Consider the following 23020-nt stretch of genomic DNA (forward strand, 5'->3'; position numbering starts at 1 on the left):
AACAGGCAAGCAGCTTACAAGCGCCCGGTGGCGGGAGCCGAGGATGTCCTCCCACTGCTCTTGAAGGGAATCGAACTTAATTGCTGCCCTTAGCTTAATCGCCCCATAGACAAGATAGCGGTATCGCCGCAAGATTATCGCCAAATGGCAGAATCTTGTCGCCGTCGTACAGCACCCAGCCTGCCTTGAAGTTGCGCCCGGTGGCCACGGCTACTTTGCGTAAGCCTTTGAAATCTGCTGCGGTCACCGTTGCCGCGGCCTTGACTTCAAGTCCAACCATATTGCCAGCTTCGTCTTCGAGAAGGATATCTACTTCGTCCTGATCCTTGTCGCGATAGTGATGGCAGGTTGATTGGACTTCGCTCCAGGTCGCAAGCCGGAGGATTTCGCCGGCGACAAACGTCTCAAGCAATGAACCAAATAGTCCTCGGTCACTTGAAATTCGATCGATCGTCATTCCGACAAACGCAGCTAAGAGACCGCTATCGAGAAACAGGAGCTTTGGTGTCTTAATAAGACGCTTCAAAGGATTTCGAAACCAGGGCTCGATGCGACGAACTAGGAACAGTTGTTCAAAGAGCCCGATGTATCGCCGGGCGGTCTTGTCATCGATGCCGACCTGGCCGGCCAATTGGGTGAAATTGAGCAACTGTCCCGAATGGTGCGCGAGCGCCCGAAGAAGCTGCGGCATTTGGTCCAGGCGTTCGACGTCGGCAATTTCGCGCACATCTCGTTCAACAATGGCTCTTATGTATTCTCTAGCCCATGCGGATCGACGGCGGGGATTGCCACGACTGACCATCTCAGGATATCCGCCGATGAGCACTCGCTCCATCAGGTCGCTTCCGACCGTTGGATTGCGAGGGGCTGTGACCGTTCCGGCAAAAGCCGAATCGAGGAAGTTCGACTGGTTGCGTCGAATTTCGGACTGAGCCAGGGGTAACAAGGTTACGACTTCCATCCGCCCGGCCAAACTATCGGAAATCGTTGGGAGCGCGAGAATGTTAGCTGAGCCGGTTAACAAAAATCGCCCAGGCCGCCGATCGTTGTCTACAGCCTGTTTTATGGCACGCAGCAACTCCGGTGCACGCTGCACCTCGTCTATGATGGCGGTATCAATCTGACGAACGAAGCCGACTGGATCGGTCTTTGCAGATAGTAAAGTCGTTTCGTCATCTAACGTAAAATACGGACGATCTGCCTGGAGCAGGGTTCGAGCCAACGTCGTCTTGCCGCACTGACGCGGTCCGTTCACAAGTACGACTGGCGTATCTTCGAGCGCGCCCCTAATTCGCTCGGCTGTGCCTCTCGGATAAAGGAGGTCAGAAGGAATTTCCCCTTTCAATCTATTTTTCCTCCTTGATCGCTACCAAATGCTAGGATGGCCGATGCATTCAGGTCGGAGCTTATATGCGTCCAATTCGGATTGCAACTTCGTCCAATCCGGAACTTGCAGCCGTCCATTTCGGAAACTTGGAGGGACGCGCCAGCTATCGAGAAGAGTGAGCGGAGGCGTGTTGGAGTGATGATTCAAATCGTATTTCAGCTCCTGATGAGAGTCGACCTAGCGACCTGCAATTTTGGAGGCTTAGGCGGCCCAGGGATTGATAACTCTCAATCCGGCTGCTTCAAATGGGCTTGTATCTCGCGTCGCAACCGCGAGACGGTTTTCTGTAGCCGTAGCAGCAATGTATCCAGCCTTCCCGATCGCCTTTCCGGACGTTCGCCCGCTGGTCATCAGGTCCGCGTAGAATTTGGAAGTGCCTGCCTTAAAAGGCAGAATACGCCCGTCGAAAATCGGTAGGACTTCACCTTCAAGGCGATCGTGGAGAATCGTCTGATGCTTCCCCGTTGGCATTGAGGCAACCCCAAAACGAAGTTCGGCAATTGAAATCGCGGAAATGAATAGCGTTTCGATGGCTTGTGCATCCAGCCAAGCGGGCATAGCAGCATCAGGAGCCGGCTTCCAAGGCTCAGATATTACATTGGTGTCTAGCAAGATCATTCGAAAGTCATAGGTACTGCCGGTGTCCGATCACGCTGTTGTTGCAGCACTTCGACGTCACGGTTTGACATTTCGGCGTCACGGCCAATGGCCGCGAGAAGCGAGCCGAGTTTCACGCGTCCAGATGGACGAACAGCGGCTTCCAGAATGTCACGAATTTCGGCCTCGGTACTACGACCGTGGTACGCTGCTCTCGCGCGTAACGCCCGATGTGTTTCATCAGAGAGGTTTCGTATGGTCACCGCCGCCATTTATCCGATCCTATCAACATTTTCATTGTGATATCACCAGCACAAAAATGATAGCATTTTCAAGTCGTACTACGAGAAGGAAACGGGCAATTGTGGGCGTTCGTTCGCTCTTGAAGGGGCTGACCTTCTGGCCGGCTATTTCGTCGCGCGTCGAGGCCAAAAATTCTATCCCCTTTTCAGTTGTCGAGCGTAGTGACCGACCCTGGAAATAGTTCCGCACTCTTTGCCCCTTGTAATCCAGTTTTTCATTACGACTTAAGATGGCAGTGACGGCTCGTCTTCAGGGCGCTGTCTCCAAGGGTGCAGAACCTTGCCCCAACAAATGAGGATGTGATGTCTTCCAACCCAGCAGCATCGCATATCGAACCCGCCGGCTTCAAATTGGTCAGGGAAGTCTTAAGATCCGCCGGCCTCCGGGGATTTCAGTCGTACGCGAGTTCCGACGTGAAACGTGACGCCTTACTCTTTCTCTCAACCGAATTCCGCAGGGGTGTGAGGACAAAATCGGCTCTCCTGAATTCACTCGCCAACTGTGAAGGGTCGTCGACACGAGCGAGCCTTGATCCCCAATCCAAGAGTAGCGCTATTGAACGCTGGCAAGATGAGGGCGGGCGCTGATGGGAATCTCCTTCCCAAACGAAGCTCGTAGTTTTGACAACAGAAACCGCTGTGTCCGTTTCACCGGATACGACGGGATGTTCGAGATCAAATTCTATCTAGCGACCGAAGTCCTGGCCTGCGAGAAGTCTCATCGAGATACCAGCGAGGCAGACTACCTAGCGTCCTTCGACGCGTTACGACCAAGAATTCTGAAGGCTGCGATCTCTGCTTATTCAAAAGCCCGATCCGGCGCCATTATGCTTGATCTTACGCATTTTCGTTGAGCATAACTTGATTCTGAAAGGATATGATCGTGCATCGTCCAGCCAAATCAGTTCCACCGCTCCAACCAGAAGCAGCGAAAACTGTGCTTGTGAGCGAATTCGCGAAAAGGTTTCGCCTCGGCCAGATGGAGGAGAACCGATTGCGGAAGCTCCTGGGCCCCATCGCCAGGGAAATAGACCTCCTCCGAAATGCCGGCAGATAGAGGATTGCCCCGCCACACGGCATTCCAGCATTCTCCCGACAGGAACGGTGCCATCATGAAGACAACAGTGAAAAGCATCACTATCGTTCGACCATTTCAGCTTCCCGGGATGGCGCAACCTCATCCACCAGGCGTCTTCGAGCTTCAGATTGATGAGGAGCCCATCGATGTCACATGGGAGGCTTATCATACGACAATGACCTTACTCCTTAACTCCAACGGGCGCACCGAGGCGTGGCCGGTATCGAGGGAGGAATTTGAAAAAACGTTGGCGCCATCTATTGCCCCTTGAGCAATCTCGCGACTCTTCTGACCCGCCGAACCGGCGACCGAGGAACATTTCTCGGGAAAGCCAAGCTTGGTTCTGGGGTCTTGCCGGTGACGCTGATGTCGCCGTGACCGAAGGCGCGTTCGCGCCTGGCCCGGACCAGATCAACAGTCTCTCAGGCATTGAAGCTGTTCTCGCCAGAGGAATGGCTTGCAAAATCAAGCGCGGTCCAAAACGCCGACGTTCGGGACTAAGGCGTCGGCAAGGTGATCAACGATGCACTTCGGGCGGCCGGACTGGTGCCTTAATGAGCCGGAGCGGCGCGCAGAAGATTCGCCTTTACCCTGTCCCGGGGCATCGGTCTCACCATCAGCTTTTAGGGGTCCGTTTCCATGCCGATGCTCAACATTCATCATCGTACGACATACGTTTTTCGAGAGAACGTATCGCTGATGCCGCATCGCCTTATCCTCAGGCCACGTGAAGGCCGCGAACTTAGGCTGCTGCGACATGAGATTTTCACTTCCCCCGAGGCTGAACTGAGCTGGTCGCACGACGTATTCGGCAATGCGATCGCTTCAGCGACATTTCAGACCCGCAGCGACAGCCTTGTTGTGGACAGCGCGGCGACCGTAGACCTGACGGCGTCGGCATGGCCTGTCTTCGACATCGCAGCGTCGGCAATCAACTATCCTTTCCTTTACCCCGATAACGACTGGATCGACCTCGGAGCGCTGACCGTTCAGCAGCATGACGATGCCGAGCAGCGCCTTGCAACATGGGCGCGCGCCTTTGTCGCCGGAAGCCCGACGGATACGCTATCCCTGCTCAAGGATATCAGTCTGGGCATCGCATCATCTATCTCCTACCAGAGCCGGGAAGAGGAAGGCACGCAGATGCCGCTCAACACCCTTGATCGGGGTTGGGGCTCATGCAGGGATTTTGCCGTATTGTTCGTCGAGGCGTTGCGCAGCTTGGGCTTCGGGGCCAGGATCGTCTCAGGCTATCTGTTCAGTCCGGACGTGACACTCACTGGTTCGGCGGACCAGGGATCTACGCACGCCTGGGCAGAGGTCTTCGTTCCCGGCGCCGGCTGGATCACATTTGATCCGACGAACCGCAGTATGGGTGGTGCCAACCTGATTCCGGTCGCGGTGAGCCGCGACATCACCCATGCAGTGCCGGTTTCAGGTAGTTTCACAGGCGCGACGGACACCTTCCTGTCGATGAACGTGGCCGTTGAAGTCAACGCACTCGACCCGGCCTGAGCGGCGCGCCCGTGGGATGGAAGGATTGAGGTAGCGCCATTCTCGCGCGGTCGCGCTCCCTATGGTGTATCGAAGCGCATCGGACCAATTTTGGCGAGGCGTCGGCTCTTCACGGAGCATGACGAAAAACCGATGCGCAACTGATAATCATATCAGGACGCTCAGCCATCCCTGACCAATCCCCCACATTCTAAGCAGTCGCGACGATAGACATACCGTGTCGCTGCCTATCGCAGGGCTTGTTGATAGTCGATGGTTCCGCCGCGACATCTCAGAAAATCGTCAGCGGATACGCGCGCAAACTGCTTGTTCTCATCGTTGAAGATGAAATCCTCATCAATGTAAATCTTGAGGACGTTGTGAGGGAAGTGGGCTTCGAGTAACCTCGTCGTATCGAATGCAGGCGAGGCAATCCTTGCTTTGGAGGAGGACGAGGCTCGCTATTGCGCCCTGAAGACCGATATAAGAAACCCTGGAGAAGCGGACGGTCGGCTTGGCCCGCCGAGCTCTGGACTCACTGCGCCTCATGCCCGGATCTATTGCGCAAGCGACAGCTGCGTAGGTGGGCAAAGCGTTTCCGACAGTGTCTCCCCTTGGATCCGCCATCAACGATCCAATTAGCCATTTTAGAAAGTCCGCCTTCGTCCGAGCACAATCCTGTCCTAGGTAGAACTATCGGCAGCCAATGATATGGGCGCTGTCGTCAAGGGTGGCCCAAGTGCCCTAGCCCCAGCTTAGAAAAGGAGGACGCTATGTCTTCCACCGCGCTATTCTCCCTATACGAATTCAACCGACTCGATGAGCTCCTTGAGGACGCTGGGATGCATCGCTTCCGCGATGAGAAACAACAGGCCGTAAGGGACAAGGCTGCTCGGGTGCTGATTGAGCGGCTCGGAAAGCATACGGCTCAGGAATAAAGAGACCGCTTTCGGCGACAATCCTGCACCGCTCCATGGAGCAACAAGCCGATTCCCGATTGCTTAACGTGAGTGCGTAATTGGGAAGGACGCCCCTCCTCACTTAGCCGATTTGATTCGAGACAAGCGCCGGGCCAAGTCTATCAGCTCAAAAAGCGCCTACATTCGGACAGGAAAAAGCATGGCCAAAAGCCAAGCGCGCAGCAACCGAGAATGCCGCAAACCGACGAAAGACGAAACCGCAGCGAGGACCCGCGCCATCTGGCGCTCAGGGTAAGCGTTGCGGCCCGACACTCTGCGAATTTCAGCAGGAAATAGCACGGCGGGGGCTGTTAAGGCCAATGTCATTGCCAGAGAGCACAATACCCGCTCATTTTTTCGAGGAATCAATGCCAAACTACACCATCCTAAAATCCGCAAAGGCGTTCTTCAGCGCGCCCGCCCAAGAAGCCGGATCCAATTACGAAAAGCTTTTGAACGTTCCGACGGGGTTGCAGCGACGCAAGCTCGAACTGCGGGATAGCAAGTGGGCCATTCAAGACGCTGCCTGTCGCGACAGAAGCGATGGCGTTAGCTTGACCCGGTTCGATTATACAGGCGAAGCTGGCGTTTACGCCGGCAAGTCGAAAGTCGAGACAAGGGGCCCTCGCTACCGACGGTTCGAAACAGCAGCCTAAGCTCTGCGGTTCGCGGTAGAGGACATGCCGTACAGTCAACAACGGGGCTCTCTTCTGGAGATTGGCGAGGCCCGATACAGTCAAAGGCAGATCCGCGTCCTCTACGACGCGCCCGGATACCCGCTTTCGCGCCGGCTCGGATGATCGGCGAAATATCTGACGGACTCTCGTAACGACTGGATGAGCTTCGATCTGCGACAGTCAACGATAAAAGATCAGCGTTGCTACCACGCTGACCCGAAGGGGCGGTCTTGCGGTTCCATAAACTAAGCGCTGGAAAAGGTACGACATCACCGCACGGTCCGCACCCGATAAACAGTATGTGGCCGCGGCATGAAGCCGCTTTCCGCAGCTTATCTTTTTCCCGGGAAAAACCTTATGAGCTGCGTCTTCGCAAGCGTATCTCTACTCACCGCGTCAAAGGAGATGCAGCCCTCAATGGTGGTGCGCAACTCTGCTGGCACTTCTGGTCCGCCCGCTTTCAGGAGTTTGTCGCTCATCGCGAGAAGAGCCGCCACTTCGACAGCGCATCCGGCCGCGGACATAACTGGTGCTCCTGAGGGTCCGAATTGCATTTTTTCAAGCTCGCCACTCGCGGTATAAAGCGTCAAAAAATACCAGACCAGGAAGAAAGCGGACCAAAGCATCATGCTTCCAAGAACATATGCGCGCACAGGTCTTTCCCCGCTATCTGCCGAACCCCGGGAGACCCTGGATTGCATATCTCGGGAGTGGTTTGCGAGACGACACACTTTCCCGTTTCTGTACCCCGAACAGGAACAGCATTTCGCCTTTGAGTTTTGAAGGGTCGGTCATCCCGCCCTGAAAAAGATCAATTATCTTTCGGGTGGGCTTGTTGAATGACCGATCGCCATTCACGTGCGCGTCGTTTTCAAAGCCAACCTCTGACAATAGGGACCGTAACATATTCAGGTCGTGAGACGAAATCGGGCCGTATTCTGTGGCGGACGACATTGCGTCCTCCTTTCGTTGGGGCCAAGGGATTTCACCTTGAAGCGGCAACGCCCTTTTAAAAAGCTGCCGACGAATCAGCCTGCGCGTTCTGAGGTTCATTAGCAAGGGAATTCCAATGCGCTGGAATGCAGCCGCCACTCCATGGTGCCCAGCGACTGGCTGGTGAGCTTCGCTAAGGTTCTACCATTACCCGTAATCGCTTGCGTCTGGAGCTATTCAAGCGCACTGTAAAGCGTCGGTAGCGATGTCACGGGCACTACTGGTTGAGGGTCGGTTACCCTGGCCCCAACGAGAGGAGGGCAGGATGTCGTCCCACCCCAGCTTCGCAGCCATCTCCCCAGATGAGATGGAGATGATCCAGTCGGTCTTAAAGAGTGCTGGCTATAACGCCGCGTTGCTGCATAACGACCAGCGACAATACAACACGGCCGCGTTTCTTGTAATGAGACTGTTCCTCGCTGGAGAAACATCTGCCGATGCTCTCGCAGGGCAATTGAGGCGCCGTCTAGGGAGAGCGCACTCATTTGACCGTTCTTACCAATCACCGCCGGTGATTGATGTCCTCAAAACCGTCCCCCGCAACACGATATACGTCTTGAACTTTTTCAGGAAACCGGGCGATCGATCGATTAAGGGTCGATGAACAGTCCAGGACGAACAAAGGTGGGGCAGGCACAACAAGCGATGCCCTTATTAATCCCCAGGGTGCCCGAACTCTCGCGGCTGAAAAGAGGATATGATTATGAAGGAACGAAAGACATACACTGAAATTACCTTCGCTAATCCGTTCGTACTGGAAGGCTTGGTAACGCCCTTGGAAGCTGGAACATATCGTCTGGTTGTTGATGAACAACTTGTCGAGGGTCTCAGTTTCCCATCGTATCAACCTATAGCAACACATCTTGAGATACCTGCTGTCTCCGCCCAATTAGTGACGCGCCAGTTTCTGCAGGTCTCCGCAGACGAGATTGACGAGGCGCTGAAAAAAGATACCGAATCCCAATGCGACGAGCCCGACCAGTGATCGACGTTTGATGGGTTGGCCCGGGAATGCGCTGGTCAATTCGTGCGCACGCGGCAATACAACCGAATTGCACGGCGCGTTTTCTCCAGTGGAAATCTATCTCTAACATACCGCGGGCGACTGCAGAATGAGTAAGAGGAATATTCCGAGTTAGATATTTGAAGGCAAACGTTTTCAAACGGGTTCTTGGCATACTGGGTCAGAGCCTACTCAAACCGCATCACCGATTTCAGCGGGATTTCCGGGATCAAAACACCGTCGCCCCTGACAACTTCAAACTCTGCTCCATCTACGACTTCGTTCTTCAGAAGTTTCTCTGCTAGAGTCTCTCTGGCCGTTTGCGCAGCTTCGACACGTGCGCGCTCGCGTTCGAAAGCATCGTGCCCACTTTATCAACCAAGAGACCGTCAGCCTCGCGCACGTGGCAGCAGTATCGCTGCATATTTTCTCACACATCATCCTGTGTGTTTTGTTCCGAGGGAGCGCACTACCCCCGAAGGACGGTCTGAGATTTGGGGAACAGTTAACCGGCATTGTGGTTCGGGTCGTGGCTAACGATAGGGTCTCGTTGTTATCCTTGCCTTTCGACGCAGAAGCTGATGGTTGTGCGGAGGCGGGGGAGAGACCTTCACCATCGCCGGGCGTGGGGACCGCGCCAACCAGAGCGAGGAGATTCTCGTGCTACGGCAATTCAGAGGCAAGAAGCTCCTAATTGTGGAGCAGCGACTTATGCTGACTGCGGCATGCCGTGATCGGCTAGTGACCGCGGAGGCAACTCTTATAGGGCCACTCCGATCACTCGCAGACGTTCTTGATGCAGTGATGGAGGGAGGCGTGGACGCCGCGATCCTCGACGTTAGCGCCGATGATGAAACCCTCGTCTCAGCGTCAATTATTCTTGAAGGAGCGGACGTGCCGTTTGTCTTTGCATCCCGTGCCAAGTCGAGCCGGGGCGGCTACTCTATGAGCGGCGATAGTGCGGCGCTTCGGGAAATAGCTGATGCACTCTTCGGCCCACCGGGGATATCGTCCACTCTTCATTGATCTTCGCTCAAGTTGTCGGATCAGCGCTCATGATGGACGTCTTCTGGCAGTTGATCATGAACGCGAATTTCCCAGAGTGCCACAGGCCGCATCCTTGCAAGCAAATCTGCATCGACTGGATCATCGTCGGTCAATTCGGGAAGTTCTTCAAGGATTTCATCCATCGTCTTTTCCCCAAGGTGGATCTGGCGGTGCTGGAAAACTTCTCTTGAGCGGAGGAGGTAACCCCTCGGCTGGTCAGCCGTGGCAAGATGGCCGGTTGCCAATCTACCGGCATCCTGGGGACGTTAGAAGGAATCTCCAACCCAATCTTCGTGCGCATGGCGAATACGGATGACAAAAATACTCCCGTCGTCGTTGATCTGATAGACAACCAAGTGGGCCTTGAACGGATGGATCCTGACCGGAGGAGAAATTTCGTGTCGCTCACGAGCCATTCGCGGGTTCGAAGCAATCAGCTCGAATATCGCGAAAAGCTCATCGTGATATCGTTTGGCGACCTGTGGGCCAAAGCTGCGAATGCCTTGCTCCGCAATCGAGACGATATCCTCCTCCGCCTCGGCAAGCAGATTGAAGGGCATTAATCGCGTCCAGTGTTGATTTCTGCTCGCGCGGTAGCGATAGCGAACAGTCCGTCTTGCGAACGGCTGCCTACGCCACTCTTGAGCCCGTCGTCGACAAAGCGCTGCATCTCGGCGATTTTGTCCGTGCGGGCCTGGTCTCTGCGGATCAGGTCTCTGACGTAATCACTCGCGTTCGAGTACCGACCCGTTTTTGCCTGTGATTCAACCCAGTCTTTCATGGGGTCCGGCAGAGATACATTCATCGTCGCCATTCGAGTCTCCTTGATGCTTCAAGATACCCAGTGATGGCAAAGTTTGTCAAACTGTGAAAATTGCATGGTAAGCACTTGAAGGGATATGAACCGGCGACACGTCAATTACTGCCCAACTCGCAGGGACGATCCGAGCCCCTGCGATCTTGGCCTTAGACGCTCCAAGGGTCCACAAGGACTAACCCTGTTCCCTGGAAATCCTGAATATTCCGTGTCACCACCGCCAGCCCGTGGACAAGCGCCGTGGCGGCAATGATTGCATCAGCTTCATTACGGCGATCTGGTATGTGCAAATGGGCGCAACGAGTAGCCACCGCATCATCGATTACAATGGTGCGCTCAGCAAACTCCGGGCGAACCCGGCCATCCATCCATGCGCGTAAACGAGAGCCCTGCGCAATGTCGCGGCGCTGAACGCTAAGTATTCCGCGCTCAAGCTCTAAGACTGTTATCGCAGAAATGCACATATCACGAGCATCATGCGCACCTATCCAAGCCGTTACATTCGGATCGGCTTTACCGTCGCCCACCTTTCGAAGTTCGGAGACAACGTTTGTATCGAGCAAATATTTCAAGACAGATCAACTTCGCGGGCTGCTATAATCGATCGAGGAGGATCGAAATCGATGGCCGACAAACCCGGCATTGATAGCGCGTCAACAAGATTATGGCGTTTCCCTGTCAGACGCTCAAACTCACTGTAAGTCATCAAGACGTGGGATGGCCTGCCCCGATCAGTAATAACGACAGGTCCAGCCTCAGCAGCCTTCTTTGCTCTGCCAACATCGTGGTTCAATTCGCGGCTGGTCAAACTGATGGTACCCATACGAAGCTCCATGTAGAAACGTACCTACATATATGACCCCCGCCCTCAATACGCAATGCCCTCGTGGGAAATTGGGTCCTTGGTCAGATCTTAGCTCGTGAAGGGAATTGAACCTAACTCCCATTTTTCCGCCGGACTTCCAGGACCGCTCGCGCGTCTGGAGCCTAGAGAGAATTCCCAGGCGCTAATGCCACAACGCCGAAATTGGAACCGCCGCTAATCGTTCTCCGAATGGAATTACCTTGTGGTGGTCGTAAAGGACCATGCCTGATACGAAGCGCTCTCCGCATTCTTCGGCCAAAATTCGTAAGCCAGAGAAATCGGAATTTGTGACGGATGCTGCGGCTTTTATCTCGATGCCGACAATCCGCCCTCGCCTGTCTTCAATGACAATATCGACTTCATTCTGCTGCTTGTCACGGAAATGCGAAAACTCAAATCGTGTATGTGCGGCACTGGCGAGTTTGAGTATCTCCCCAAAAACGAAAGTCTCAAGCAACGCCCCGAACTGCCCTCTGTCGTCCCGCATTCTCTCGAGAGACAGGTCACGAAGAGATGCGAGCAGACCAGAATCGAGGAAATGTATTTTAGGGGTTTTGGTCAAGCGCTTTAGTTTGTTGGAAAACCAAGGTTGAACACTTCCGGCGAGGAACAGGCTCTCGAATATACCGACGTATTTCTGGGTTGTGACGTGGTTCATCCCGATGGGGGCGCCAATTCTGGAGTAGTTCACGAGCTGTCCCGAATGCTCAGCTAGAATCCGCAACAAGCGCGGCATTTGCGCAATCTGCTCGATTTGGGCAACATCACGAACGTCGCGTTGAACGATCGCTTGGATATAGTCCGCATACCAGTCGTGTTTGCGGCTCAACGTTTTGCGGCTCAATGCCTCGGGATATCCACCGGCGAGGACCGCAGCCATCAAGTCGTCACCGATGACGGGCTCTCCGGATTTTGGTTCATTTTGAAAGGCGTCGCTCAAGAAGCTGCTGCCCGCGCTCCTGATCTCGCTCTGCGCAAGCGGCAGCAATCGAACGACCTCCATGCGTCCTGCGAGCGAGTCCGCCACGCGTGGCAGCGTCATAATATTAGCTGAACCGGTCAGGAGGAAACGTCCCGGGCGCTGGTCAATATCCACACTTTCTTTGATTGCGAGCAACAGTTCGGGGGCGCGTTGAATTTCATCGATGACGGCGCGATCTATACGCCTTACGAAGCCAACTGGATCCTGTCGCGCTGCATCCAGGGTCGTCGCATTGTCTAGAGTGTAATACTCCATGGCCTCTTTGGCTATCTTCTTTGCCAGTGTCGTTTTTCCTGATTGTCGGGGACCGACGATCAGAATCACCCTTGTGTCTAACATGGCATCGGCAACACGTTGCTCGACGTGCCTTGGATAGAGCATCACAGCCTTATTCCTCTCAATGACCGTTTGAAAATATATTATTGACTAATTGAAAGTCAAGGTTTGACCATTTGAAATTCATTTGCCGTCTGATTGAAAATTGAGGTCCGAACTCGGTGGCACGAGGTAAGCGAGAGGTACACGGGCACCGCCTTTCGCTAATCAATTACCCGAACTGATTTAGGTGAAACGCGCCGAGAGGATGGTCAAGAATGATGAGGAAGACAATTTGTGTTTATGCTGAATACGATGCTGAGCTGTACAATGGAAGAATTTAACGCCTTGAATGGTATCGAACCGCCGACCCTCAGCTCAGTGGCCGTGTCCTTCGAGAAAGTTTCGCATTATGCAAGTACATGCTCCCCTTAAAGGCCAGTCCGGTTTGGCCGATTTATAAAAGCGGTACGTTTGTCAAATGAGGAAGCTCTTTTCTCGTTTCGTTGCCGACTGCGTCAGAAACGGGTGGGACGGCCTCGCCCGAAGATAGGCCGTTGGGCTCCTGTTCAGTCGTTGTGAAATTGTGGCCAATGGGGATAGGTGACATATGCTGTGAGAGCACCGTCGCCCTGTGTGGTGATCGTGACGGACTGACCCTTCGGCATGTACACGATGTCTCCAGGTCCCGCGGTCACTGTGCCGTCGCTCGTTGACACGGAAAGACTCCCTTCGAGAATGATCATCGTGTCGTCCACGGCCAACGTCTCGGCCAGAGACTGGCCGGGCTCATATCGACCGTAGCCGATGGTGATTGAGCCGCCGTGATTTTCATCCACGAGATTTCGAACGTAAATTTCGGCATTCTGCCCGGGTGACTTGGCCAGCTTGGCATCTGAAATACTGAACCTTTGTACATTCATTTATGACCTCCTGTCCCGGAAGAGGGATATCTGGGCGGAGGTCCCTGTTTTAAAACAGTCTGGAAGAAGACTTTCGGTTTTCGGAGGATTCTGAGGGCTACACAGCCCGAGAGGTGATCAAGATCGACGTGGCAGTCCCGGCATTGTCGCTGTAACAACCAAGAAGCTCGCTCTTTAGCCGGAAAGATGGCTTTCTTTCATCCTCAGGGTCACGACGACGCCGCCCTCGACCCAGTTATAGTCGATAGAGCCACCGAGTTGTCCGGAGACTGTCCTGTGCAACAACTTGCTGCCATACCCGTCTGCCGATCTCGGCGACTGGGCAGCATCGCCTCCGTGTTCGCTCCAGACAATCTCAACCTCATCTTCAATGATGGAGCCGGAGATATCGAGCAGCCCCGCATCATTCGACAAAGCACCGTATTTCAGCGAGTTCGTTGCCAGCTCGTGGATAACGAGGGCAAGACTGGTTGCGGCCTGCTCTCCCAGACCCATGCGCGGAACAGCCACGCGGATGCGACCGGCAAAAGCGCCGACATCGTCGTAAGGGGCAAGGAGCACCGCAAAGAGGTCTCCGAGCAGCGCCGCCCGCCCCTGACCGTCGGGCAGCGGGCGCACCAGTTCGTGGGCACGGCCCAGGGCCGTGAGCCGCTGGGTCAACTGCTTCGCCATTTCCTCTTTCGTCTCAGTGGTCCGCGAGGTGATGTTTGTCAATCCGGACGCCAGAGCCAGAATATTTTTGACGCGATGGCTCATCTCGCCTGCAAGGAGCTCGTGGCCTTCCTCCGCCTGCTTGCGGCCCGTCACGTCGAGGAAAATGCCTGTCATTTTTTCGGTTGTGGCGTCTCCCTCGTTGCCCTGACCTCGGGCAGAAATCCAACGAACGTCGGAAGCGTCCGTCAAAATACGGAAATCGATTTCAAACGGCCCATCAATGGCGCGAGTTGCGACGAACGCAGCCCTGACGCGGTCCCGGTCGGCGGGATGGACTTTTGCGGAAAGATGCTCGAAGGTAAGGTTCGTCTCGCTAGGAATGTCCCAAAGTTCATAAGCCGTGGCGTCCATCACAAACGTGTCGTCGTTGACGATCCAGGTCCAAAGTGCCACCCCGGCCGACCGAATGGCGCGCCTGAGTTCCTCTGTACTCCATTCGGGTCGCGACGTTTGTTCGCTCAATTTCAAATGTCTCCCGCGCTATACAAAATCTGCCGTTGATCTAGAACTAGCCGGCCAGCGAAGCGTTATCAATGTTCTGGGCAGATTTGCTTGATTGGGATGGAAGTGGAATGGCGTTGGTTTCGGACCGTTATCGGGACATATTTGTTGGTGAAGGGGAAATGGCGCAGATGATGCGGCGCCATGATTGGACGAATAGTTCGCTCGGTTGCCCGGACGAATGGCCGCAAGCGCTTAAGGTCGCGATCCGGCTGCTGCTCACCTCGAAATTCGAGATGTGGCTCGGCTGGGGCCCAGAGATCGCATTTTTCTATAACGACGCCTATCGTCCAACATTGGGTAGCAAGCACCCGAACGCGCTTGCGGTGCCAACGAAGATTTTATGGTCTGAAATCTGGAATGATATCAAAGGGCGCTTGGAAACCGTTTATTCAAGCGGAGAGGCAACCTGGGACCGCGCGCTGCTCTTGCTTCTCGAACGCGACGGGTATCCGGAAGAAACGTATCATACCTTCTCTTACAGTCCGCTGATCGGAGACAGTGGCAAGGTCGAGGGCGTCTTCTGCGCGGTCACGGAAGAAACCGAACGGGTCATCAGCGAGCGCCGGCTGGCAACGATGCGCTCCCTGGCGTCGGGTCTTGCCGTGGCTGACACCGAGGTCGAAGTCCTCAACGCTTCACGCAAAGCGCTTAACGACAACCCTCAGGATCTTCCCTTCTGCGCGCTTTATGTCTTTGACGAGAACGGCAATGCGATGCGCCGGTGGGTTTGCGGCACAACTGAAGACGACACTTTATTGCCCGTAACAATAAACCGTGGTGTGGGCATCTGGAACCTTGAACGCGCCTGGCAAGAACAGGCCATGGATCTGATAAAGTTGTCGGCCACAGACGCCATCCCGTCGGGGCCCTGGCAAAGAGCGCCATCTCAGGCTGCGGTCGTTCCTTTGGTCGGACAAGCCAGCGACCAACCCAAAGGGGTAATAATCACCGGGCTCAATCCGCATCGGGCGGTCAGCGACGATTACCTGGATTTCCTTAAATTGATTGCCGGCCAGATCACCTCGCGCTTGGCGAGCGCCAAAGCGTTCGAAACGGAACGCCGACGGGCAGCGGCGCTTGCAGAGGCTGCTGAGATCCGGGAAAAAGCAGCGTTGGCACTCGAGCAGCTCAATCGTCAACTCTCCTCAGAAGTGGAACTTCGGACCGCGGAGCGAGATCGGATGCGCGCCCTGTTCCAGCAAGCCCCAAGTTTCATGTGCATCCTCAGCGGGCCTCAGCACACTTTCGAGCTGGTCAACGATGCCTACATGCAGCTTGTCGGGCACCGCAAGCTCGTCGGCCTCAGCGTCAGAGACGCACTTCCCGAGATCGCCGGACAGGGTTTCTTCGAATTGCTCGACGGCGTTTTCCAGTCGGGCAAACCATATATCGGCCGTTATGTGCCGGTGTTTCTAGAACGGAATGGCAAAAAGCAGCCGGATCAGCGCTTCGTACACCTGATCTATCAGCCCATCTTTGACCTCAAGGGATCGGTGACTGGGATTTTCGTTGATGGTTTTGATGTCACGGACCAAAAGCGGGCTGAGGATCAGCTTCAGAGCCTTAACCACACCCTTGAGGAAAAAGTCGAGCAACGCACTATTGAACTGAGAACTGCGCTTCTGAAGCTAGAGAAAGAAACTGTCGAGCGCGAAACCGCACAGATCGCGCTGAGGCAGGCGCAAAAGATGGAAGCGCTAGGTAACCTCACAGGCGGCGTGGCGCACGACTTCAACAATCTTCTCCAGGTCGTGAGCGGCAACCTGCAGCTTCTCTCCAAAGATATCGACGGCAACAGGCGGGCAGAACAACGCCTGCATAATGCCTTGGCCGGCGTTGCCCGCGGCGCAAAGCTTGCATCGCAGCTTTTGGCCTTCGGTCGCCGTCAGCCGCTCGAGCCCAAGGTCGTCAATGTTCGAAAACTCATCCAGAATATGGACGATATGCTGCGCCGGGCACTGGGCGAAGAGATAGAACTCGAAACCGTTGTCTCCGGCGGGTTATGGAATACGCTGATCGATCCGAGTCAGTTGGAGAACGCCATCCTTAACCTGGCAATCAATTCGAGGGACGCGATGGAAGGCCGCGGACGATTGACAATCGAGACCGGAAATGCGGTTCTCGACGACAATTACGCCCGTTCGCACGACGATGTCCGTCCCGGACAATATGTACTCGTTGCAGTGACCGATACGGGGTCAGGAATATCGCCGGATATCATCGAACATGTCCTTGAACCGTTCTTCAGCACGAAAACGGACGGGAAGGGAAGCGGCCTCGGTTTGTCGATGGTTTACGGCTTTCTTAAGCAGTCCGGCGGCCACCTCAAAATCTACAGCGAGGTCGGGCATGGGACGACCATGAAACTCTATATGCCGCGCACGGTGCAGGTCGAAGACAGCCTGAGTGATCCAGAGGCCATTGCGGTGACGGGTGGCACTGAAACTGTTCTCGTGGTGGAAGACGATGACGGCGTTAGGGAAACATCGGTGGCGCTGCTGACGGACCTTGGTTACCGCGTCCTCCAAGCGAGAGACGCACAGTCCGCATTCGCCGTCGTCAGCAGTGGCGTTCAGATCGACCTGCTGTTCACGGACGTCGTGATGCCAGGCCCGATGCGCAGCACAGATCTTGCGAGGAAGGCCAAGGCTCAGTTCCCTGGCATGGCCGTGTTATTTACCTCAGGCTACACCGAAAATTCGATCGTCCACGGCGGCCGGTTGGACTCTGGTGTCGAGTTGCTATCCAAACCCTACACGCGCGAGGCACTGGCCCGCAAAGTCCGCCACGTCCTGAACAACGCGCAGCAACACAGGATTGCCTTGCAACGGATGGAGCACCAGGAGCCCGCGCCTGCACCCGAGCAGGAGCCGCGTGATAGCCGCCCAACGGTGTCCACAAAACCGCATGTCCTTATCGTTGAGGATGAGCCGCTTATCCTGATGTCGACGGTCGACATGGTAGAGGAGCTTGGTCACACGGTGCATGAGGCTAACTCAGCGGAAGATGCCCTCAGCGTCCTTGAGACCAACAGGATCGACATGTTGCTGACAGATGTCGGTCTGCCCGGCATGTCCGGGATCGAACTTGCCAGGCATGTAAGGGAACGCTGGCCAAACGTGCGGATCGTTTTCGCAAGCGGTGACGACAACGCCAAGACAGCCTCGGGCATTTCCGATGCGCAGCAATTATCCAAGCCTTTCAGTATCGATGGCCTGCGACAGGTGTTGGGTAAGGCCGATCGGACCTTGTGAAAGCAATTTGGCTGGGATTGCTCGCGGACGGGAATAATGGCATTTGCCATCGCGCTGTTTGGCGATGGCGTGCCGGCCACTTGGGCAAAGTTGAGTATCCCGTCTCACCTCCGCGAAACTGCGTGAACCGCTCAGTTTGCTATTCCTTGGCTCTACGCTCGCCCCTGAAATACACCTCAGACAGCCGAAAGTTCCCTTTTTCTCGCCTGCACTGAGCAACGATATCGATACTCGCCTTCAACAAAGCCACGATGTCAGCCCGGTCCAGGCCTGCTCCGCCCTCCGACTCCTTAACGAGCAAGACCAGCTGCTCAAAAGCCAATTCGGCCGAGTTTGCGTGGACAGTAGTTATCGAGCCAGGATGGCCCGAATTCACGTTCCGGATATAAAAAAAGGCCGTCTCATCGCGAAGCTCCTGAAGCAGAATCCTATCTGGCCGCATACGAAGACAGGATTCGAGAAGCTCTTTCGGTCCGGCACGCGAAAGCCCCTGCCCTCCTTTCGAGTAGAATAAGCGCACGTGGTTCGGTTGTGAGATAACGAGCTCGGGAGTATCCTCGATTGAAATGACCCTCTCGTTTTCGGGAATATATTTGATCAATGCTTTGGAAAGCGTTGTTTTCGCCGAACCTGTAGCGCCAGAAATAATGATATTTTTTCGAGCGATGACCGCCTGTCGCAGGAAATCCTTGAAATGGCCGGCACGATATGTTTCGCAAAGTTCCTCATCCTGCGCGGAGGAGGAGGTACTGGTCGCTGCGCACGCTGTCTGGAAAAATCCCTTTTCCTCCAGATCATCAAGACTGAAGTCGACCGAGGGAGGCTTGCGGATTGTCATGCTGACAGTCTCATTGATGGTCGCCGGGGGAATGACGATCTGGATCCGCTCACCCCCTGGTAGCGTCGCAGACAATATTGGATGCGTCTCATCAATCGACTGATGAGAGAAACTCGCGACTGCCCGGGCAAGACGCATGAGTTTTTCGAAGGTCAGGTCCGGCATTTCATGGGTCCGCCAACCACCGGGACCTTCCGTCAGCACCTGGCCGGGCCGATTGACAACGACTTCAAAAAGGGACCCGTCCTGAAGGAATGTCGAAAGCGGCTTCAACAGCTCGCTGACGACAGCCGATTCCTGCATGTCTGACATTTCGCGCGCTATTTCGTCAGGAGCGTTGATCGTGGCGCGAAATCCCCCAGGACTGCACGATCGAAAACGCGGTTTCTGGGTTCGCTCACCCGAAGACCGTAGATGCCGGAAAAGTCGAGATCGCGAGCGACAAAGATCGAAACCGCTTCACCTTGGTGCTTATTGAGCGTCGGCGGGATATTGATGGACTGCTCGACCGCTATGGCGGCCGCCTGTTGACTGGTACTCGTTGTTTTTTGCGCGTCGCCATCGCTGTCCCGCAGCCGACTGCTTGCATAGTTCGTCGCGTCCCCGACAACGGAAAGCAGAAGAGCGCTGCCGAACCGCTCCCACCAATGGGTGTCGACATGGCCGTCGACACCGGCACGACCAAGTGCGTCGGTTGATGGTGATGCGAGAGTGACGATAACGCCCTTCGGCGTTTTCGCGCGATTCCAGAGAATGAACAGGCGCTTTTGCCCGCGTTGAAGCCCTTCACGATATTCGCCGACAACCTGCGTGCCCTTTTCCATCAAGACCACTCTGCCATTATCAGAAAGAACATCGCGGTTGATCACACAAGTGGTAAATCCCGGCTGGTCGGATGCTAACGCGGTTTCAAGAACGCAGGGAATGGACGTTCCCATCGCGACGATGAAATTGCGGTTTCCGAGTGCACCGGCCCTTGATCCTTCAAGCCGTGTTGGCCGCAGCAGGTCATCGAAACGCTGATGCTCATTGTTTTGCCGGTTCTGAACGGAATTGTTGTCCAGCGGCACGAAATTACTGTTGTCGGAAGGATAAGAGCTGTCGCTTTCCCTCAGCTCTTTCCGATTCCTCTGCCCTGCACTGAAGGCCATCACGGGGGCGCGACGGGCGGAATCGAGCAGCTTGTCCTGCTCTTCAATGACCGGTTCGACGACAGGCGTTGGCAATTTTACTTCAGGGAGCGCCTGGTCCGGTTCAACTTTCTCTTTTGCGGCCTCGAAGGGGGTCGTCTGACGAATAATGATCCGTTGGGGCTGAACATTTTCATCCCTTCCCTTCTTTCCCGTCGTCGACCAGAGCGCGAAGCTGACAAACGCGATGATCGCAACAGCGACAGCGCCGCGTTTCAAAAGAGGGCTGTTGTCGATCTGACGATTGGTGAGGGTTTCGGCACGCTCTCCGGGGATGCGATCCTCGTCTTCCTGAGCCATGACTGTTCCTTCCTTATTGCCCGGTAATGTCGCTCTTTGCGACGCGCTCCACCGAAGGAGACGTTGTGTTGGTGTCAGGATTGATACCGACGCGGTCGTAGGCTTCGTTGAAGACACAGAGCACATCCTTGCCCCGACGCAGGATGAACTTGCGGCTGATCGCATGCACCATCACCAGATCTCCATCTACCGACTTCGGAACAAGGCTTTCGGAACCGTCGGAATTCTCCATATAGATCGCGGGCATTTCCTGGTTACCCACAAAGGCGAACGTCGTAATCTTGCCGTTGTCGTAGACGCTTTGCGGCTCCAGTGCCTGCGATCCCTGAGAAGAATAGCGCCAGTTTCGAGGGCCATAGGCTTCGTGAAGCGCCAGCACATTGTCGGCGTCCTTCGCCTGGGCCGCGAGAGCCCTCGACGCTGCCTGTTGGCGGCGAAGCTCGGCGTCATCACCTGGATACCTGTACTTCACGTAGAAGTAGGTGTTTTGACCAGCCTCTACGGAACCGTCGCGCGCTGTCAGTTCCATCTGGTAGCTCCGTGTCGAGCCGTCCCTGCGCGTCGTAACCACGGAAATATTCGTCACCGGCTGGCTCTCGCGTGGCTTCAGGAACAGGATGTTGCCGGCTGGCGCAACTTCCCAGGCGACGCTATTGCCGAGCGCGACGTGGGCGATTTCCTCGTCCGCCGCGAACTCGACCTGTACGGATGACCGCAGAGTGCCGACCACCCTCGTGATGTTGTAGGGTTGGTAGTTCACGAACCGGATACGACTGTCTTGCGAGGCACCTCGGGGAATCTCAAGCGCAAACGCTGGCGACATCGAAAGGGTCACGATGAGTGCAGAAATTCGAGGGATGCGCATCATCTCACCTCCTCCGGATCAGCCCGATACTCGCTGACGACAAAGCCAAGCGGGTTTACGAGCCGGTCCGTCGAGGACATCGGAGCGTTCGCGTAGGAATAGGTAATCGACGCAACCCAATGGGTCGTTCGTACTTCCTCGCCACGAGTGATGGTTCGCATGTAGCGTACGGAAACGACATTTTGGTTGATGAGGGAGATTGAAGCAACATCGATCCTTGCTGTCGCCCCGCGACCATAAGTATTCTGGGGCGATTGCGGGTTGCTGCCACGGTAGAGGGCCGCGAAACGCGTTTGCTCCGCTTGCGTCGACAAGAGGGCGATGGTGCGGAAATTTCCCTCTGCTTCACTCCAGACGTAACCCTCGCGGGCCCGCACATATTTTGCAGCGAAGTATTTTGTCACCGCCTCATCGTAGGTGCCAGCCGTCGATGTCAGCGCCGAAATGACGTCGACGATGCCGGTCGAATTGTCGACGCGCACCACAAAGGGCTCAACCGTCTTGAGGGGTGTGAGACACGCGACCGCGAAGACGGCTACAGCGGCGACAATGCCTGAAACTATGGCGATCGACCAGGCAATGCTGTTCGATCGTTCGACCTGGATCATCCGGTCCTGGTCGAAACGACGTGCTTTGTCGAAGTAGCTCTTGAGATTATCTGTCGTCACCATGTGTCATACCTCACAGCGACGATAGGAGCCGTCGATGTCCAGATGCGCAAAAGCGGAAGTCTCGTTGGTCTCTTTTACGAAAGGTGTGAGAGAAGTGGACGAACTCGTGTTGGATTGCTGCTGTTTCAGCTTGCTGCCGCCCTCCCAGTCCCACATCGAGCGGTTCATTGGGCGGCGCGAATAGCCGTCGCAGTTCGGCAAGGGGTGGGTCATTGAAGCGCAGCCGACAAGTGCGGCTGAAAAGACGATCAACAGGGCAGGCTTAATCATTCAGCGGGCCTTTATCTAATGTTCTGGAATGGGTGTCATAAGCCCGCATTTCTTGATCCGAAGGCGCTGCGGGCAAACCGGGCACCGCGACCGATCATCCGGCCGGTGTGGGAGGCTACTCTGGCCAGCATGCCTTCATGCGCATCGCGTGCGGCCGCGTAACCATAGACCAGCGAGGCGCCGCCGGACGCCAGCGCCGATGCAATGCCGGGTAGCTGGTAGAATACGTACAGGGCAGCTATCCCGATGGCACAATAAGCAATAGGGCGCATAAGGACGTCGCTGTAGCTGTCGATTGCGGTGAAGGTCGAGTCGAGGCAGGAGATCAAAAGCGAACCGACGGCAACGACAAGGACCTGAAGGATCACGAAGTTTGCGAGCTGCCCGATCCACGACTCGGTAAAACGGCGCGTCGATTGAAACATGGCAAGCGCAATGAAAATCGGCCCGATCGCCAGGACGACCGCCAACGCCAACCGTGCATAAAGGGAAACAACATAACCTATCCCCGCCACCAGAAAGCTGACGCCGATCACCATTATGCCGCCCACACCCGTGACGATGTCAATCGGCCAGGAAGCCCTGGTCCAGATATCGGTCGCAGAGGCCTGGCCCTTGTCTAGCAGACTGTCAAAGGTGCTGGCACTCGGCGCCGTACCTGCATTCAGCGCCTGAGCGATCTCGCGTGGCAATACATCGAAGAAGATGTTTGTGACATAGGTCTGGTATTCGCCGGCGTTCTTCACCAGCATCACTATGATCGCGAGCTTCATCGCGCGGAAGGCAAAGTCAAGGATGGGTTCCTGGACCGAGCCCCGAAGGATGAGATAGCCGTAGAGGACGACGTAAAGGGTCACTGCCACCGTCAACGGACCAGTGACCCATTCTGCTATGTTCGACGTTCCATCCGAGACGAAAATCTCCAACGGCCGCTTGAACTGACCATCGATAAACTCAAACACCTGGTACATTGGA

25 protein-coding genes are annotated in these 23020 nt (G+C 55.4%); 7 read left to right on the forward strand and 18 right to left on the reverse strand.

All coding sequences use genetic code 11. The annotated features are described in order from the left end of the window. Positions 1-94 precede the first annotated feature (94 nt). The 3 genes from ACFVTJ_RS17735 to ACFVTJ_RS17745 form a co-directional block, all read right to left on the reverse strand. On the reverse strand, positions 95-1345 hold the full coding sequence (locus tag ACFVTJ_RS17735; protein WP_386909577.1) for an ATP-binding protein: 1251 nt from the start codon (positions 1343-1345) through the stop codon (positions 95-97). Positions 1346-1588: 243 nt separating this feature from the next. Continuing rightward, positions 1589-2005 carry a type II toxin-antitoxin system VapC family toxin gene (locus tag ACFVTJ_RS17740; protein WP_386909579.1) on the reverse strand — a complete coding sequence of 139 codons (417 nt, stop codon included), beginning with the start codon at positions 2003-2005 and terminating at the stop codon, positions 1589-1591. After that, positions 2002-2256: a plasmid stabilization protein gene (locus ACFVTJ_RS17745; protein WP_386909581.1), complete on the reverse strand. Its 255-nt coding sequence runs from the start codon at positions 2254-2256 to the stop codon at positions 2002-2004. Before ACFVTJ_RS17745 ends, ACFVTJ_RS17740 begins: the two co-directional genes overlap by 4 nt. Before the next feature lie 617 nt (positions 2257-2873). Between ACFVTJ_RS17745 and ACFVTJ_RS17750 the strand changes: the two genes are divergently transcribed. From ACFVTJ_RS17750 to ACFVTJ_RS17765, 4 genes are all read left to right on the forward strand, one after another. Beyond that, positions 2874-3140, forward strand: coding sequence for a DUF1488 domain-containing protein (locus ACFVTJ_RS17750; RefSeq protein ID WP_386909583.1), 267 nt, complete (start codon positions 2874-2876; stop codon positions 3138-3140). Positions 3141-3398: 258 nt separating this feature from the next. Beyond that, positions 3399-3635, forward strand: coding sequence for a hypothetical protein (locus ACFVTJ_RS17755; RefSeq protein WP_386909584.1), 237 nt, complete (start codon positions 3399-3401; stop codon positions 3633-3635). Positions 3636-4003: 368 nt separating this feature from the next. Then, on the forward strand, positions 4004-4879 hold the full coding sequence (locus ACFVTJ_RS17760; protein ID WP_386909586.1) for a transglutaminase domain-containing protein: 876 nt from the start codon (positions 4004-4006) through the stop codon (positions 4877-4879). 752 nt (positions 4880-5631) lie between these two features. After that, entirely contained in the window at positions 5632-5796 is a 165-nt protein-coding gene (locus tag ACFVTJ_RS17765) for a hypothetical protein (protein ID WP_386909588.1), read from the forward strand. A gap of 1030 nt (positions 5797-6826) precedes the next feature. Here ACFVTJ_RS17765 and ACFVTJ_RS17770 read toward each other — a convergent pair. Then, positions 6827-7147: a hypothetical protein gene (locus ACFVTJ_RS17770; protein ID WP_386909590.1), complete on the reverse strand. Its 321-nt coding sequence runs from the start codon at positions 7145-7147 to the stop codon at positions 6827-6829. A 1043-nt stretch (positions 7148-8190) separates the two neighbouring features. On the opposite strand from ACFVTJ_RS17770, the gene ACFVTJ_RS17775 reads away from it, so the two are divergent. Both ACFVTJ_RS17775 and ACFVTJ_RS17780 read left to right on the forward strand, forming a co-directional pair. Next, positions 8191-8472, forward strand: a complete 282-nt coding sequence (locus ACFVTJ_RS17775; RefSeq protein ID WP_092774003.1) for a hypothetical protein — start codon at positions 8191-8193, stop codon at positions 8470-8472. Positions 8473-9306: 834 nt separating this feature from the next. After that, a complete protein-coding gene (locus tag ACFVTJ_RS17780) occupies positions 9307-9516 on the forward strand; it encodes a hypothetical protein (RefSeq protein ID WP_386909592.1) in 210 nt (69 codons plus the stop codon). 20 nt (positions 9517-9536) lie between these two features. Here the strand turns inward: ACFVTJ_RS17780 and ACFVTJ_RS17785 are convergent, their stop codons facing one another. From ACFVTJ_RS17785 to ACFVTJ_RS17820, 8 genes are all read right to left on the reverse strand, one after another. Continuing rightward, positions 9537-9680 (reverse strand): hypothetical protein, encoded by a 144-nt coding sequence (locus ACFVTJ_RS17785; RefSeq protein WP_386909594.1) that lies wholly within the window; start codon positions 9678-9680, stop codon positions 9537-9539. A gap of 123 nt (positions 9681-9803) precedes the next feature. After that, entirely contained in the window at positions 9804-10097 is a 294-nt protein-coding gene (locus tag ACFVTJ_RS17790; protein WP_386909596.1) for a type II toxin-antitoxin system RelE/ParE family toxin, read from the reverse strand. Then, positions 10097-10351, reverse strand: coding sequence for a type II toxin-antitoxin system ParD family antitoxin (locus ACFVTJ_RS17795; protein ID WP_386909598.1), 255 nt, complete (start codon positions 10349-10351; stop codon positions 10097-10099). The genes ACFVTJ_RS17790 and ACFVTJ_RS17795 overlap by 1 nt, the downstream gene beginning before the upstream one ends. Before the next feature lie 152 nt (positions 10352-10503). Next, positions 10504-10926, reverse strand: coding sequence for a type II toxin-antitoxin system VapC family toxin (locus ACFVTJ_RS17800; protein ID WP_386909600.1), 423 nt, complete (start codon positions 10924-10926; stop codon positions 10504-10506). Next, entirely contained in the window at positions 10923-11177 is a 255-nt protein-coding gene (locus tag ACFVTJ_RS17805) for a type II toxin-antitoxin system Phd/YefM family antitoxin (RefSeq protein ID WP_386909602.1), read from the reverse strand. Before ACFVTJ_RS17805 ends, ACFVTJ_RS17800 begins: the two co-directional genes overlap by 4 nt. A 184-nt stretch (positions 11178-11361) precedes the next feature. Then, positions 11362-12585, reverse strand: a complete 1224-nt coding sequence (locus ACFVTJ_RS17810) for an ATP-binding protein (RefSeq protein WP_386909604.1) — start codon at positions 12583-12585, stop codon at positions 11362-11364. Between the two features lie 500 nt (positions 12586-13085). Next, on the reverse strand, positions 13086-13439 hold the full coding sequence (locus tag ACFVTJ_RS17815; RefSeq protein ID WP_386909606.1) for a cupin domain-containing protein: 354 nt from the start codon (positions 13437-13439) through the stop codon (positions 13086-13088). A gap of 174 nt (positions 13440-13613) precedes the next feature. Next, positions 13614-14621, reverse strand: a complete 1008-nt coding sequence (locus tag ACFVTJ_RS17820) for a sensor histidine kinase (protein ID WP_386909608.1) — start codon at positions 14619-14621, stop codon at positions 13614-13616. Between the two features lie 155 nt (positions 14622-14776). Here ACFVTJ_RS17820 and ACFVTJ_RS17825 point away from each other — a divergent pair, with 155 nt between their 5' ends. Continuing rightward, a complete protein-coding gene (locus ACFVTJ_RS17825; protein WP_386909675.1) occupies positions 14777-17911 on the forward strand; it encodes a response regulator in 3135 nt (1044 codons plus the stop codon). 139 nt (positions 17912-18050) lie between these two features. On the opposite strand, the gene virB11 is transcribed toward ACFVTJ_RS17825, so the two are convergent. The 6 genes from virB11 to ACFVTJ_RS17855 are packed head-to-tail and all read right to left on the reverse strand — an operon-like array spanning position 18051 to position 23016. After that, complete coding sequence (virB11, locus tag ACFVTJ_RS17830; protein WP_386909610.1) at positions 18051-19061, reverse strand: P-type DNA transfer ATPase VirB11; 1011 nt, start codon at positions 19059-19061, stop codon at positions 18051-18053. An 8-nt stretch (positions 19062-19069) separates the two neighbouring features. Continuing rightward, positions 19070-20239 carry a type IV secretion system protein VirB10 gene (virB10, locus tag ACFVTJ_RS17835; RefSeq protein WP_386909612.1) on the reverse strand — a complete coding sequence of 390 codons (1170 nt, stop codon included), beginning with the start codon at positions 20237-20239 and terminating at the stop codon, positions 19070-19072. 13 nt (positions 20240-20252) lie between these two features. After that, positions 20253-21107, reverse strand: coding sequence for a P-type conjugative transfer protein VirB9 (gene virB9 / locus ACFVTJ_RS17840; RefSeq protein WP_386909614.1), 855 nt, complete (start codon positions 21105-21107; stop codon positions 20253-20255). Continuing rightward, a complete protein-coding gene (locus ACFVTJ_RS17845) occupies positions 21104-21775 on the reverse strand; it encodes a virB8 family protein (protein WP_386909616.1) in 672 nt (223 codons plus the stop codon). The genes virB9 and ACFVTJ_RS17845 overlap by 4 nt, the downstream gene beginning before the upstream one ends. Before the next feature lie 3 nt (positions 21776-21778). Next, complete coding sequence (locus ACFVTJ_RS17850; protein ID WP_386909618.1) at positions 21779-22045, reverse strand: hypothetical protein; 267 nt, start codon at positions 22043-22045, stop codon at positions 21779-21781. A gap of 35 nt (positions 22046-22080) precedes the next feature. Next, positions 22081-23016: a type IV secretion system protein gene (locus ACFVTJ_RS17855; protein WP_386909620.1), complete on the reverse strand. Its 936-nt coding sequence runs from the start codon at positions 23014-23016 to the stop codon at positions 22081-22083. Between the last annotated feature and the right edge of the window lie 4 nt (positions 23017-23020).

The sequence above is a fragment of the Agrobacterium sp. NPDC058088 genome, from assembly GCF_042885035.1.
GTDB lineage: Bacteria > Pseudomonadota > Alphaproteobacteria > Rhizobiales > Rhizobiaceae > Agrobacterium.

What these genes read in the sequence shown, in the direction of transcription:
- ACFVTJ_RS17855 (WP_386909620.1), bottom strand. Translation starts at nt 23,016, where the DNA reads ATGTACCAGGTGTTTGAGTTTATCGATGGTCAGTTCAAGCGGCCGTTG.
- ACFVTJ_RS17785 (WP_386909594.1), bottom strand. Translation starts at nt 9,680, where the DNA reads ATGGATGAAATCCTTGAAGAACTTCCCGAATTGACCGACGATGATCCA.
- virB10 (WP_386909612.1), bottom strand. Translation starts at nt 20,239, where the DNA reads ATGGCTCAGGAAGACGAGGATCGCATCCCCGGAGAGCGTGCCGAAACC.
- ACFVTJ_RS17775 (WP_092774003.1), top strand. Translation starts at nt 8,191, where the DNA reads ATGAAGGAACGAAAGACATACACTGAAATTACCTTCGCTAATCCGTTC.
- ACFVTJ_RS17795 (WP_386909598.1), bottom strand. Translation starts at nt 10,351, where the DNA reads ATGGCGACGATGAATGTATCTCTGCCGGACCCCATGAAAGACTGGGTT.
- ACFVTJ_RS17755 (WP_386909584.1), top strand. Translation starts at nt 3,399, where the DNA reads ATGAAGACAACAGTGAAAAGCATCACTATCGTTCGACCATTTCAGCTT.
- virB9 (WP_386909614.1), bottom strand. Translation starts at nt 21,107, where the DNA reads ATGATGCGCATCCCTCGAATTTCTGCACTCATCGTGACCCTTTCGATG.
- ACFVTJ_RS17845 (WP_386909616.1), bottom strand. Translation starts at nt 21,775, where the DNA reads ATGGTGACGACAGATAATCTCAAGAGCTACTTCGACAAAGCACGTCGT.
- ACFVTJ_RS17740 (WP_386909579.1), bottom strand. Translation starts at nt 2,005, where the DNA reads ATGATCTTGCTAGACACCAATGTAATATCTGAGCCTTGGAAGCCGGCT.
- ACFVTJ_RS17760 (WP_386909586.1), top strand. Translation starts at nt 4,004, where the DNA reads ATGCCGATGCTCAACATTCATCATCGTACGACATACGTTTTTCGAGAG.
- ACFVTJ_RS17805 (WP_386909602.1), bottom strand. Translation starts at nt 11,177, where the DNA reads ATGGGTACCATCAGTTTGACCAGCCGCGAATTGAACCACGATGTTGGC.
- ACFVTJ_RS17750 (WP_386909583.1), top strand. Translation starts at nt 2,874, where the DNA reads ATGGGAATCTCCTTCCCAAACGAAGCTCGTAGTTTTGACAACAGAAAC.
- ACFVTJ_RS17850 (WP_386909618.1), bottom strand. Translation starts at nt 22,045, where the DNA reads ATGATTAAGCCTGCCCTGTTGATCGTCTTTTCAGCCGCACTTGTCGGC.
- ACFVTJ_RS17745 (WP_386909581.1), bottom strand. Translation starts at nt 2,256, where the DNA reads ATGGCGGCGGTGACCATACGAAACCTCTCTGATGAAACACATCGGGCG.
- ACFVTJ_RS17815 (WP_386909606.1), bottom strand. Translation starts at nt 13,439, where the DNA reads ATGAATGTACAAAGGTTCAGTATTTCAGATGCCAAGCTGGCCAAGTCA.
- ACFVTJ_RS17825 (WP_386909675.1), top strand. Translation starts at nt 14,777, where the DNA reads ATGGCGCAGATGATGCGGCGCCATGATTGGACGAATAGTTCGCTCGGT.
- virB11 (WP_386909610.1), bottom strand. Translation starts at nt 19,061, where the DNA reads ATGTCAGACATGCAGGAATCGGCTGTCGTCAGCGAGCTGTTGAAGCCG.
- ACFVTJ_RS17765 (WP_386909588.1), top strand. Translation starts at nt 5,632, where the DNA reads ATGTCTTCCACCGCGCTATTCTCCCTATACGAATTCAACCGACTCGAT.
- ACFVTJ_RS17790 (WP_386909596.1), bottom strand. Translation starts at nt 10,097, where the DNA reads ATGCCCTTCAATCTGCTTGCCGAGGCGGAGGAGGATATCGTCTCGATT.